The 11,677-nt window shown below is 71.6% G+C and carries 12 protein-coding genes; 3 read left to right on the top strand and 9 right to left on the bottom strand.

The window, feature by feature from the left end:
- Window positions 1-688 precede the first annotated feature (688 nt).
- From ACZ7L9_RS35060 to ACZ7L9_RS35050, 3 genes are all read left to right on the top strand, one after another.
- Window positions 689-1,309 (top strand): hypothetical protein, encoded by a 621-nt coding sequence (locus ACZ7L9_RS35060; RefSeq protein ID WP_358587592.1) that lies wholly within the window; start codon window positions 689-691, stop codon window positions 1,307-1,309.
- Between the two features lie 55 nt (window positions 1,310-1,364).
- A complete protein-coding gene (locus ACZ7L9_RS35055) occupies window positions 1,365-1,784 on the top strand; it encodes a helix-turn-helix domain-containing protein (RefSeq protein WP_471421577.1) in 420 nt (139 codons plus the stop codon).
- Between the two features lie 720 nt (window positions 1,785-2,504).
- The gene (locus ACZ7L9_RS35050; RefSeq protein ID WP_471421576.1) at window positions 2,505-2,648 is read left to right on the top strand and encodes a hypothetical protein; all 144 of its coding nucleotides are present in this window, start codon (window positions 2,505-2,507) and stop codon (window positions 2,646-2,648) included.
- Between the two features lie 195 nt (window positions 2,649-2,843).
- On the opposite strand, the gene ACZ7L9_RS35045 is transcribed toward ACZ7L9_RS35050, so the two are convergent.
- From ACZ7L9_RS35045 to ACZ7L9_RS35005, 9 genes are all read right to left on the bottom strand, one after another.
- Complete coding sequence (locus ACZ7L9_RS35045) at window positions 2,844-3,116, bottom strand: hypothetical protein (RefSeq protein ID WP_471421575.1); 273 nt, start codon at window positions 3,114-3,116, stop codon at window positions 2,844-2,846.
- Window positions 3,116-3,349, bottom strand: a complete 234-nt coding sequence (locus ACZ7L9_RS35040; protein ID WP_471421574.1) for a hypothetical protein — start codon at window positions 3,347-3,349, stop codon at window positions 3,116-3,118. Before ACZ7L9_RS35040 ends, ACZ7L9_RS35045 begins: the two co-directional genes overlap by 1 nt.
- A gap of 301 nt (window positions 3,350-3,650) precedes the next feature.
- Window positions 3,651-4,454, bottom strand: a complete 804-nt coding sequence (locus tag ACZ7L9_RS35035; protein ID WP_471421573.1) for a hypothetical protein — start codon at window positions 4,452-4,454, stop codon at window positions 3,651-3,653.
- Window positions 4,455-4,539: 85 nt separating this feature from the next.
- On the bottom strand, window positions 4,540-5,130 hold the full coding sequence (gene tpg, locus ACZ7L9_RS35030; protein ID WP_471421572.1) for a telomere-protecting terminal protein Tpg: 591 nt from the start codon (window positions 5,128-5,130) through the stop codon (window positions 4,540-4,542).
- 109 nt (window positions 5,131-5,239) lie between these two features.
- The gene (gene tpg / locus ACZ7L9_RS35025) at window positions 5,240-5,797 is read right to left on the bottom strand and encodes a telomere-protecting terminal protein Tpg (protein ID WP_471421571.1); all 558 of its coding nucleotides are present in this window, start codon (window positions 5,795-5,797) and stop codon (window positions 5,240-5,242) included.
- A 15-nt stretch (window positions 5,798-5,812) separates the two neighbouring features.
- Window positions 5,813-8,044, bottom strand: a complete 2,232-nt coding sequence (gene tap, locus ACZ7L9_RS35020) for a telomere-associated protein Tap (protein WP_471421570.1) — start codon at window positions 8,042-8,044, stop codon at window positions 5,813-5,815.
- Window positions 8,045-8,193: 149 nt separating this feature from the next.
- Window positions 8,194-8,589, bottom strand: a complete 396-nt coding sequence (locus ACZ7L9_RS35015; RefSeq protein WP_471421569.1) for a hypothetical protein — start codon at window positions 8,587-8,589, stop codon at window positions 8,194-8,196.
- 55 nt (window positions 8,590-8,644) lie between these two features.
- Window positions 8,645-9,472 carry a DciA family protein gene (locus ACZ7L9_RS35010; protein ID WP_471421568.1) on the bottom strand — a complete coding sequence of 276 codons (828 nt, stop codon included), beginning with the start codon at window positions 9,470-9,472 and terminating at the stop codon, window positions 8,645-8,647.
- A complete protein-coding gene (locus ACZ7L9_RS35005; RefSeq protein ID WP_471421567.1) occupies window positions 9,469-11,649 on the bottom strand; it encodes a hypothetical protein in 2,181 nt (726 codons plus the stop codon). The genes ACZ7L9_RS35010 and ACZ7L9_RS35005 overlap by 4 nt, the downstream gene beginning before the upstream one ends.
- Between the last annotated feature and the right edge of the window lie 28 nt (window positions 11,650-11,677).

Here is an 11,677-nt window from a genome sequence, read left to right as displayed (position 1 = left end):
TCAACCACCCGGGCGGGGCGCGCTTTCTGATAAGACATCAGCCCCGGAATTCAGTTCCACCACTCACCCGAGGGATAACGAATTGGGAAGCTGCGGACCCAAGCCACCGAACGGTACCTCAGATATCGGAAAGTTCGAATTCCGGCGTGCGGAGGTACCGGAGCCGAACGGCCCCTCGGGCCGGGCGGCGGAACCGCCCACCGGCATCAGCCACGCTTCCATGCTTTTGAGCGTCACGGTCGGCACCACCCGAGACTCAGAGCCGCTGCTGCTGTCCACGACCCGCGCGGGGGCGCGGCGCCGCACGCGAAGCCTGCTCAGCCACAGGGCGCCGGCCCCCTCGATCCGGTGGTTGTCGGCGCCGACACGCCCGTTGCTGCCAGCTGCTTGCCCCGTAGGCGCCAAGGCGTGTCGGCCGGGGATGGCGTGGTGGTTGAGCTCTAGTGACACATAAGAGCGTTCCGCGCCGAAACCGGCTCTGACCTGCGGTGATGCGAAACCGTTTGTTCTAGATTTCCAGAACAAACGCGTCCCGGGTGTTCTGGAAATCCAGAACAAACGCCCCCCGAACCTGACGGGTCATCAGGTAACTGTGAGGCACGGTTTGTTCTGCCCCTCCAGAACAAGCCGGTTTACCTAGTGCTACCGTGCAGGCTGAAACGTTGATCATCTCTGGAGGACTGTGCTGATGGACCAGCTGCCGATCGTCCGCCCCGGCGAGCGCGTTGTTGCGCGGTCGGACGGCAAGGGCGGCTTGATCCTGGGCGTGGAGAAGATCAAGGGCCGCGAGTTCGCCGCGAGCGCGGAGTGCAGCGGGTACGTGCTGGACGCCCGGCTGCTTATGGATGTGCTCGGCAGCCTCAAGATGCCCGGCTCGTGGTTCCAGGTCTGGTGCAAGCTGGTGGCGCTGCAGAACGCCAACCGGGCCGACGACCAGACCCGGGCTGCTGCCCGCGGCTTCGTGAAGACCAACCAGCGCGACCTCCAGGCCCGGTGCAACCTGTCGGCGGCCTCGGTGAACGAGGCGTCGCAGTTCTTCGCGCACATCGGCTGGATGCGGACCGCCAAGCGCGGTGTCCTCCAGCTGAACCCGTGGCTCACGGTGGCCGGCACTTCCGGTGAGCAGGAGAAGTGGCAGGCGCTGTGGAACAGCGCGGAGGGCCCGGCCTGCCTCATCCCGCACGCCGACTACCCCACCGAGTGGCGTCAGGCGCGCGAGGCGGAGAAGAAGGTCGCCGAGTCGGCCCGCCGCAAGGAGAAGGTCGTCACGCTCCGGCAGCGGCGGCCCGTGCGCAAGGCGAGTGCATGACCTCGCGCGGCATATCCTCGTTACACGTCGACCTGATCGGAAGTGGTGAGGCTCCGTGAGCAGCTCTTACGTCCCCAGCCCTCCCACAGAGGCCCCCGTCACGATTCCCCGGGCCGTCCTGCGCCTCCTGGCCCTGGTCGACGTCTCCACCGCCGGCCGCCGCGTCCTGGACGAGCTGCTGTACCTCAGCGACCCGGAGAACGGCACCGCCGCGATCAGCCAGAACGAGATGGCACGCGAGCTGGGCGCCAGCAAGCCGACCGTGAACCGCGGCTTCAAGGAACTCCGCGAGTGCGGACTCGCCTGGAGCCTGGAAGACGGGCTCTACCAGCTCCACCCCCTGCTGACCGGCGGCAAGGTCTCCTCCCCCGTCATGAAGGTCCCGGAGATCAAAGCCGCCGAGCCCGGCCGCTTCACCGAACAGCGACGGGCCAGATTCGCCGCCCAGATGGCCAACCTGGCCGCCACCGGCTGAACCCGTCCCACCGACGACCCCAGGCGCCGCACCAGGAGTGCGGCGCCTTCTTCATGCCCACCGCCGCGCCGGTAGCACTAGCTAAACCGCCTTGTTCTGGAGGAGCAGAACAAACGCGAGCCACCGTGCGGTCCGCGCAGCAGGTGGGCGGTAGCACCAGGTGAACCGGTTTGTTCTGGAGCAGCAGAACAACTACCGACGGCCGGGCCGCACTGCTGCACCTGGTGAGGCCGGCCTTGCTACCCGTGCAGCACCCGTGTGCCGTCTGGGTCGGGCGAGTGCTGCACCGCGAGCCGGGCGGAAGGGGCAGCAACCCGTCTTGCACCCCTGTGCTGCCCTTGCACCCTTCACCACCAGGAGCAGCAGCTCGTGCAGCAGGCGGAAGGGTGCAAGGGCCTGGGTGGTGCCGGAGGTCCACAGCGGGCCCCGCGCCGGGAGGCCGGCGGGGCCGCCCGAGGGGGTCGGGCCGGGCCGTCTGTTGCACCCCAATGTAGGTAAGTAGTTGTAGTACCTACGTGCGGGTTGAACTCTCCCCCCTCTGAGAGCGGAGCTCGCGGCCGGGAGACGAGATCACCGGCGCAGGAGACGAACCGTGGAGACACCCGACGCCGCGAAGCGCTGTACGGCGCTGTGAGGGCCCGAGGGGCTCGTGATCGTCGTCCGGGAGCCCGGAACGGCTCAGAGCGCCGCAGGGGGCCGCACAGCGTCGGGAAGGATCAAGTGCGCCCGAGGGGTGACGGGCGCCGTGGTGAGCTCCGCCCGACCGTGCGAATACTGCGCACCCACCAGAACCGCCAACAGAACATCCGCGTCAGCGAGATCTCGCGCAGCCTCTACCACCGGTACCTCGCCTACGGCGGGTGAGAAGAACGCGCTCGTCATCTGGTCAGTCAGTCCTAGGTATTCCTCTTACGCGAGCGATCCCTCACCAACCGGCGGACCCGATCCCTCACCAAACGACGAAGTCGCCGGTCCGCCGTGGACCGGCCTCACGGTCGGCGCCGGCCTCTTCGACTCCGGCGAGCGGCAGCCGGTCGGCCTGGTCCCGGACGTCGCGGGTCAGACCTCGATGAACGCGACCACGACGACGGTCTTCAACACCGTCACCCAGTACACGAGGCGGACCCGTTCGACGTCGTCGACGTACTGGCGCAACCGCGGGCCGGTGCTGTCGCCGGGGAGCAGTTCGCCGGCGTCGGGGTCGACGGAGATGACGACCAGGGCGCGGTCCAGGGCGTGCAGCTCGGCCTCGCTGGTGATGGCGTCCAGCTGCTTGGCGGCGGAGTCGGAGAACGCGACCCGGGCGCGGCGCGGGCCGTGCGGTGCGGGCATCAGGCGACGGCCGGGCGCTGGGAGGCGAGCCGGGCGAGGTGGGCCTCGCGCAGCTCCTCCCACGGCGTGCAGTCCTCCACCGAGGGCAGCCCGTTGGTGGCGATGTCCTCCAGGACGGCAGCGAGCTGGTCGGCGCTCTCGCGGGTCTGGGCCGCGTACGCACGGAGCCCGTCGGCGGCCGCGGGCTCCAGCTGCTGCCGGGCGTGGTCGGCGGGGGCCGGCTGTTCGCTCATCGAGGGCCTCCAGGGCGCGAACGGGCGTGTGACACCACGATATCGGGCGGGCGCAGGCCCTGGGGACCACTCCGCAGCACCCGGCTGGGATCGGGTCGGCCGCCCGTCCGCGCCCGCCGCTGACCCGCCCCGGGCCGATCCCAGTGGTTACTTTCCGTACCCGCACCGGCAAGGGTGTCACGCTGCTCGGTGGGAGCCCGAAAACGGGGGTCGGCCCCGTGATTTCGGGCCCGGTGAGCAGCGTGACACCCCAGCGTGACAGCTGGACCGAGGGTGCGTGACACCTGAGCGTGACAGCCCGTTAGTCACAGTCGGTGATCGGCGGGTGAGGGTGAGCGCGGGTTAGGAACGCGGCGAGCGCCCCGGCGGCCTCCGGCTCGCTGGTGGCGAGGCGGGCCGTGAACGCCAGCTGGTCGCCGTCGGCGCCGGGGACCAGGCGGGCGAGTTCGGCAAGCAGCGCGGCGTGCGCGAGGACTGGCGGCGTCAGCAGGCCGGTGGCTTCCTCGCGGGCGGCCGGGTCGCGGTAGTGCCCGAGATGCGCGGCCAGGGCGCGCGCGAGCCAGGCGTCGATGTCGGCCTGGACGTAGCCGCCGGCTCGCCGGGTCACTTCGTCGCGTACGGCTTCGTCGCCGGTGCGGGGCTCGGTCTGCTCCAGGGCGTGGAGCTCGCGCAGCGCCTGGAGCTCGTCGGCGCGGGCCGCGATCCGCTGAGCTTCGCGCAGGTCGGCTTCCCGGGCGGCGGCGGCCGCGGCGTCGGCGGCGAGCTCGGCCTGGACGACGTTGTCGGTGTCCGGGTCGTAGACCGTGCCCGGCGCGGCCGCGGCGAGCAGCTGGTCCAGGCGCTCCCACTCCGCGAGCTCCGCCGGGCCGCGTACGTCGTCGGCTAGGTCCTCGTGCCGGGACGCCTGCCGGGCGTCGAAGCGTGCGTCCTCGAGGGCCGCCGCGATGGCGCCGGCGTCCATGCCCTTCGCCCGGCGCCGTACCACGCGGCGGCCGATCCGGGCCGGGTCGACCGGCTCACGGGGCGCGGCGACGCGCGGGGCGGGCGGTCGGCGGGTGCTTTCACCGGGCGGCCAGAACCGGGTCATCTTCGGTCTCGCATTCATCGTGCGGATTCGGTGCGGGCCGCCGCCAGAGCGCTGTACGGCGGCCCGCAGATCTGGTTTATAGCAGGCTTCGAATTCGGCCGGGTCAGAACCGGAAGGAAATCGAGCTGACCGCCGTGAAGTCCGCCCGGAGTCCATCGGCTCGTGTGCCCCATTCCGTGAAATAGGACTCCGTGATGGCCTGGGCGACGATCGGATGCAGATCCTCCTCCGTCGCACCGGCCTCCTGGAGCTCCAGGATCTGCTTCACGTAGGTGGGCGAGATGTCCGTGGTGATCTGGCGCTCGCGGCCGTCGTCCGAACTGCCCGTGCAGGTGAATCCGAAGTAGGCCGTCACCTCCACCATCATCCCCCTGGAGGTGGACGCTGCCGCGCGTGCCTGCGCTCTGACCTGCGGTTGCCACTCGGATTCGGTCTCCTCCACCAGGGCGGCCTGGAGGCGCTTCTGCGGGGTTGTCAGCTTCCCGGCCCGGTAGCGCTCCACGGTCCGGCGCGAGACGCCCAGGCGCTCCGCCAGGGCCTTGGTCGACCCCTTCGCCCGCGTGAGGAGGAATTTCACCTGTGCATTTGCGGATTTCGGGGCGGGCCGGGTGAAGACCTTCCGCTCCGCCCGTGCGAGGGCTTCCAGGACCTTGCCGCGGCGCGGGGCCGGCTGCTGCTGCTCGTGATCGCTCATACCTCCAGGGACCATGATCAGCCTGTGGACAGCGGCCGGGCTGCCGCACCGTACGCGAGCGAGCCCGGACCAACTGGTCCGGGCTCGCGGCCTGTTCGGGGCGCGGCTGCTACAGGTCGAACTCGAGGTGTTCGACATCGGTGAACCGGACTTCGTCCAGGCTTCCGGCGCGGCGGCCGCCGTCCTGGAAGTAGACCTCCTTGAGCGCTTCGGCCGCGATCTCCTGGAGCTGGGTGTCGCTGGCGCCGGCGGCCTGGGCGTCGAAGAGGCGGGCGGCATAGACGGGCGGCAGGGCGACGGTCAGGTGCCGGATGCGGTCCTGGTCGGTGGAGCCAATCGGCGCGGTGTAGCCCATGCGGGCGCGGGCGTCGATGACGATGCCGCCGGTCGTCGCCGCCTTCTCGCGGGCCTTGGCCCGGATCTGCGGCTGCCACCGCTTGGTCACCTCGCGCTCCAGGCGCGCGGCGAGGTCGGCGCGCGGCTTCTTGGCCTTGCCCGCCACGTACCGCTCCACCTGCCGCTGGGACATGCCGAGCAGGTCGGCGACGGCCTTCGTGCCGCCGAGCTGCTTGACCATGTACCGCATCTGCGGGCCCGCGGACTTGGGCGCCGGGCGGGTGAACGCCTTCTGCACCGCCTTGTCCAGGCCGTCCCCGAACATGCTCATCGCCTGCCTACTCCCCTACTCGCCATTGTCGGCGTCGGTGACGGTGCCGTCCTTGATGGACCGGGCCAGGTTGAGCTCCGGGGCGTTGAACTTGTCCCGGACCTCCTCGCCCCACAGGACGGACTGGGTGCCCTCGTGCTTGACCAGGCCCGGGTTGATACCGAGCTTGAAGCCGCCGGGCAGCGGCTTGCCCTCCCGGTAGGGCAGGAAGTCCAGCGGCGAGGGCCCGTTCGCGGCGTAGACGACGCAGTCGGACAGGATCGCGATGGGGTACTGCCCGGTGAACGCCGCGTGCTTGACGATCTTCCGGTGGAGGTTGATCCGGGTGCGGGAGATGACCGCCGCCCGGATGTCCGGGCGCCACGTCGGGCGGGACAGCGCGCGCCACGGCTCGCCCGGCCGCCAGCCCTCACCACGCGGGCGCTCGCGCAGCTTGCCCAGGCCGCCCTTGACCGTCGCCTTGATCGCCGAGACGACGATCGTCAGCTCCGGGTCGCGGTCCTTGTAGCCGTCCATCGCGGCGAGGAAGTCCTCCGGTGACAGGTCGGCGTCGACGCCGAGGTCGGCCATCGTGGCGAGGTAGGCGTCACGCAGCCGCCCGTACCAGCCGTCCAGGTAGCGGCCGTTCTCGTACCGGACCCACGCCTCGGTCGGCGCGACGTCGTAGCCGAGCTCCTGGGCGTAGGCGACGGTGGGCGTTGCGTACCAGGCCGGGCCCGTGGGGCGGTCGCCCTTCGGCGTGAACGGGGAGGGGAGCAGCGAGCCGTCCAGCTCCACCCACTCCTTGCCGACCTTCACCTTCGACAGGTCGACGTGGGACAGGTCGACCAGCCAGGAGCCGGGCAGCTTCGGGTCGAACACCGGGTTCTTGACGTGGGTCGCCTCACCGAGGCCGACGTTCAGTCCGTTCGCGCCGGCGGCGAAGGCCATGTTCACGTCCAGGCCCACCAGGTAGCGCAGGGTGCACTCGGCATCGGTCATCGGCCGCGCCCAGTCGTACGCCTCCTCGAACAGCTTGTCCGCCGGTCCCCGGACGGTGAAGCGCGGCAGGTCCTTGAGCACCGGGTGCCCGTCGGGAACCTCGCACGGCGGCCAGTTCATCGGGTCGATCGGGTGCTTCCCGAGCGAGCCGGGGTTCTTGTCGTCGGCCTGCCGCAGGGCGCCGGTCTCCTCATCGCGTACGGCGTAGGTCGGCGGGTGCAGTGCGGTCATCAGCTCCAGGCCGGTGACGGCGGTGGAGCCGCGCGGCGTCATCACCCGGGACGCGTACACGCCCAGGACGCGGGCGAGCTCCGCCGGCGGCAACTGGGCGGCGTCGCCCCAGAACCGGGAGTCCAGCGCGTTCCACGACGGGATGCACAGCTGCACGCACTGGCGCTCCGACCCCTTGGCGGGGCGGTAGATCCGGGCCCACTGCCCGAAGCCGCGCTTCGTGAGCTTCCAGTCGGCGCGCACGAGCTGCTTGACGACCTTGTGGCCCTCCGGGATCCGCCCGGCGTCCTTCTCCTCCGCCGTGAGCGAGACGGGCAGGCCGTAGCGCTCGCACGCGGCCTCGGTGAGCACGATCAGCGGGTCGGCCGGCCTTCCCGGGCCGGACAGCTTCGGCTGACCGAGCTTCGCCTCGCGCAGCGTCCAGTCGACCAGGGACGGCAGGGACTTGGCGGGCACGTCCAGGACCAGGCCGCCGGTGCAGTACGCCAGGACCTTCCCGTCCTCGACGTCGACGACCGCGAGCGGGCCGTTCTCGAACCGCGGGTCGGTGCCGCCCGCCGGGGTGTTGGCCGGGGCCGCCTTCTTCGCGCTCGGGCGGCGCGACGTCGACGTGCTCCTGGCGGTGGGCGCCGGGCGGGACGCGGCGGTCGGAGCAGCGGCCACGGGGGCCGGGGCGGGGGTCTGGGTGTTCTCGGTTGCAGTCATGACCGCAGCCTCGGACGCCGGGCCTGTGGACAGAGTCGGCGCTTCCGCCGGGGCCGTGGCGCCGGTGAACGTGGCGGGCACCGGGGCCGGGTAGAGCTCCGCGAGCTGCTTGAGCAGTCGTGCGTACGCCTCACGCTCCGGACCGCGCGGCTCGGTGAGCTTCTTCGTCGACTCCCAGGCGGACACCGTGGCCCGGCGCACCCCGAGGGCGCCGGCGACATCCTCCAGGGTCAGGCCGTGGGCGACCCGCAGCCGCTTGCGCTCCTCCGCCGACGGCAGAGCTGAGCGGGACGCGACCAGCGCGTCGACCGCATCGAACATCTCGGACATGGAACACCTCCTGACCCGCACTCTACCCCATGAACCGTAAGATTCGCGTACTTCTACCGTACGAATACCGTACGGCGCGTATTTGAGGGTGGAAACGCGGCGCGGCGCCCCTGCTGAGCAAGGGCGCCGCGGTCAGGTTGGAAGGCTGGTCAGTCCGACTGGAAGAGGTCGTACCGCGCCGACGTGGTCGTCCACCTCCCATTGGGGGCGGGAAGTTTCGTGACAGGCCGGACGTATGAGTCGTAGACGAGGAACGCGATGACCGGGGAGCCAACGCGGCTGTGGGACGACGGTCCCTCCTTGGCCCGTAGCCTCCAGTTCCCGCCCGGCAGTACGCCGCGGACCTGTGGCGTGTTGTATCGCTCCACCCGGAGGAAGCCCGGCCGGTCCTTCGCGACCACGAGACGGCCTTCCGCCTGGTCCAGGATGAGGGCCCTGCCGTCCGCGTCCCAGGACTCGACCAGCACCTCCAGTTCGTCGTCTTCGCCCTCAGCTGCGTCGGCGTCGGTGAAGTAGGCGTAGTAGCAGGCCGGTTGAGTGTCCATTCGACGATGGTGACCCTTGACCAACAGAGCAGGGAGGAGATCCAGTCAATTCCGTTCACGCCGACTCCTGGAGCCGAGCCGGCTGCGGCAGCACGGCCGAGGTCCCGGCCTCCCGCGCCGCGCGCTCCGCTCGTGCCCGGCGCAGAGCCGCGGCGTGCGAGACGTCGGCTTCGCGGCGGCGCTGGGTACGGGCCTGCTCGATCGGGGCCGGCGCATCGTCCGCGACGACGGTCTCGGGGAACGCCCTGCGGGACAGCTCGCGCATCGCCCGGGTCTGTCGCTCCACCGCCTCCGCGATGCCCGGGTCCACCCGGGACGGCACGGCGACCTGCTGGTGCGCGGCGAGCGCGCGGCGGTAGCCCTCGCACGCCGTCTCCCTGGTCTTCGCCTCACCGGCGGGCGCGGCCGGGGCCGACTCTGCCTCAGCGGCGGCCGGAGCGGGCGCGGGTACGGCGCCGGGCGCCAGGACCCGCAGGGCGCGCACGACGGTGCGGCCCGCCGCCTTGTTGGCGGCCGCGATGACCCGGGTCTGCTCCAGGCGCGCCTTCGTCGCCCACGCCGACGACTCCGGGCACACCGTGAGCTGGCCGGAGTCCGCGTCGTACGCCACGGCGGCGACATGCCCGGCGAGGTCGGGGGCGATGGCCGCCCACCGCTCCCGCAACGTCGCGCCGGCGGCCGGGAGCTCCCACGCCCGCTCGGTCACCAGCGCCCCGATCGCCGCGCCCAGACCCATCGGCTCACGCCCGTCGCGCCGCACCGACGTACCGGTCCGCGGCTTCTTCTTCGCCTTCTGGCCTGCGCCGTTCTTCCGGGCCGCCTCCATCGCGGCCCGCAGCGCGACCCGGGCCAGGTCGACCCCGGACACCTCGCCCTCGTTCACGCCTGCCCCCAGGTGGTGTGCCCGAGGACCAGGTGGTGCGTGCCCGAAAGGCGCTGCGCTTCATCGACCAGCCTGTTGCTGAACAGCCTCCTGGCCGACGTCTCGCCGTACTGGTCGATGTGGTCGAACACCACGGTGTGGTCCTTCATCCCGCGCACCCGCCAGTCGCGGACCTGCTCGGGGGTCAGGTCCTCGAGGACGAGCTCCTGCTCCTGGTCGCCGCCGTCGACCAGGTCGGGCGCGGCGAACGGGAGCGGCGCGGGCAGGACGACCGGGGCCACCGGCGCGGCCGGGGCCTCGAAGGCCGGCTGCGCGGCCGCGGCTTCGGCGCGGGCCTTGGCGGCGGCGGCCTGCTGCTCACGGACCTGCGCCCACCGGTGCTCGCGGATCCACGCCTGGGCGGTCACGTCCTGGTGCAGCTGCTGCGCGGTCGCCGTACGGCGCTCGGTCTCGGAGGCGTGCGGCATCGCCGCGTCGACAGCGGCCGCGACCGCACGGCGCTGGTTGCGGCGGTCGACCTGTCGGTCCTCGCAGCGCGGGCAGTCCCGGCCGGAGTCGAGCAGCATGCCCTCATCGCACCGGGGCTCCGCACACAGCCGGATCTGCGGCAGACCCCGGCCGATCAGCCAGCCCACCGGGTCCGCGATCGGACCGCCCAGCCGCATCTGGTTCTCCAGGCGCCGGGCGAGCCTGTCGGCGAGGATCTGCGGTGCATCGGCAGGACCGGCGAACCCGACCACCTGGGCCAGCTCGGTACGGACCTTGGTCTCCATCAGGCGTCGGACGGCTGAACTCTCCAGGCGAGCCCAGACCAGCCGGACCGGGGCCAAAACGGCCCGCAGATCCGGCGACGGCAGAGCCGCCCTCCCCTGCTGCTGCCTGCCCTGACTTGCATCGTCCACGACCCGCACCGGAGCGTCGGCCACCGGCCCGCAGCCGCCCTTGATGCCTTCGACGACCGGGGACTTCTCCTGCTGTTCCCCGCGGAGCGGGCTGCCGTCCTCGCCCGCGCACGCGCGGTCCGGCAGACCGTGGTTCCCACCACGGCCTTCGCCGGAAAAGCCACGAGAGAGCGAGAGAGAACCACCAGGAGTAGCCCCAGAAGCGTGGAGAGCGTGGTGCTGTGCAGTTGCGGCGAGGTCTGCCGATCCAGCCATCTCGCCCTGCCCGGCACCCTCGATCCCAGTAACCACAAGGGTCTCGCCCGTCTCGCCGGGCTCAAGATCTCCGGATGCAGTACCGGCGAGGTCTGAAAACACGGTGTCCGCGACCCGGCGGGCCTCCCGCACGGCCACACCGTGGGCCTTGGCGACCGGCACCAGGCGCACCCGCGACTGCGCGTTCAGGCCCGAGCCCGTCTCCTTGCGCACCACGTCCGCGACGCCGTGCTCCTGGAGGCGCTTGAGGACCTTCGCCCCGGCCGCCGCCGTGCAGCCCAGCAGCCGCGCGACCGTCGCCGCCGGACGCCCACGGTCGGTGTCCACCGACCCGGGGCACAGCTGCAGCCAGCCCGCCGACCCCGTCGTCAGCACCATCAGCAGCAGCCCGAGCCGATCCGTCGCAGCGCCCCGGCCCGTACGCCCGGCGAGCAGCCCGGCCGGGATCGGCGCCTTGTCCTTCGGCTCCCACCCCGGACCGAACAGCACGGTGATCAGGCTCAGCAGCACCGCCAGTTCCGAGCGCGATAGCGCCAAGGCGTGCCGCCGGTCGCCGGCCTGCTGCGCCCGGTACATCGGGATCACCCAGCACTCCAGGCCCGTCGCCCACCCGATGCTGTTGGTCGCGACGTTCGAGCCGAGGAATCCGGCACCGCGCAGCTCGGGCAGCACCGTGTGCGCGACCGTCGACTGGGAGACCCCCAGCCACCGACCGAGCTCCTCCGCCCAGATCGACGTCTCGAAGTCCTTGCGCGCATCCGCCTTCGCGGTCAGCACGACCGACGCCAGCCGCGTGCCGTCCGACGCACCGGCCAGCGCCGGAGACGCCACCAGCGCGCGCACCGCGGCAAGCAGCCGGGCCCGCATCGTCTTGGTCAACTGGAGCGGGTTGCCCAGCTCCAGCCGCGCGACCGGACCGGCCTGCGCCGGGACCGACCGCAGCCGACGGCGCGACGCACGGCCCGCGAACTCCGTACGAGGGCGCGGGAGCACGGCGGCCGGTGCCGCCAGGGCGCTCATCGGTCCACCGTTCCGATGAGAGCGGCGG

The organism is Streptomyces sp. NPDC111516, assembly GCF_055635345.1.
This window is presented reverse-complemented; position numbering and strand designations above follow the sequence as displayed.

Bases quoted from the DNA above. Each gene is read 5' to 3' on its own strand.
- ACZ7L9_RS35015 (WP_471421569.1), bottom strand. From the start codon at position 8,589: ATGGACACTCAACCGGCCTGCTACTACGCCTACTTCACCGACGCCGAC.
- ACZ7L9_RS35045 (WP_471421575.1), bottom strand. From the start codon at position 3,116: ATGCCCGCACCGCACGGCCCGCGCCGCGCCCGGGTCGCGTTCTCCGAC.
- tpg (WP_471421572.1), bottom strand. From the start codon at position 5,130: ATGAGCGATCACGAGCAGCAGCAGCCGGCCCCGCGCCGCGGCAAGGTC.
- ACZ7L9_RS35035 (WP_471421573.1), bottom strand. From the start codon at position 4,454: ATGAATGCGAGACCGAAGATGACCCGGTTCTGGCCGCCCGGTGAAAGC.
- tpg (WP_471421571.1), bottom strand. From the start codon at position 5,797: ATGAGCATGTTCGGGGACGGCCTGGACAAGGCGGTGCAGAAGGCGTTC.
- tap (WP_471421570.1), bottom strand. From the start codon at position 8,044: ATGTCCGAGATGTTCGATGCGGTCGACGCGCTGGTCGCGTCCCGCTCA.
- ACZ7L9_RS35060 (WP_358587592.1), top strand. From the start codon at position 689: ATGGACCAGCTGCCGATCGTCCGCCCCGGCGAGCGCGTTGTTGCGCGG.
- ACZ7L9_RS35040 (WP_471421574.1), bottom strand. From the start codon at position 3,349: ATGAGCGAACAGCCGGCCCCCGCCGACCACGCCCGGCAGCAGCTGGAG.
- ACZ7L9_RS35005 (WP_471421567.1), bottom strand. From the start codon at position 11,649: ATGAGCGCCCTGGCGGCACCGGCCGCCGTGCTCCCGCGCCCTCGTACG.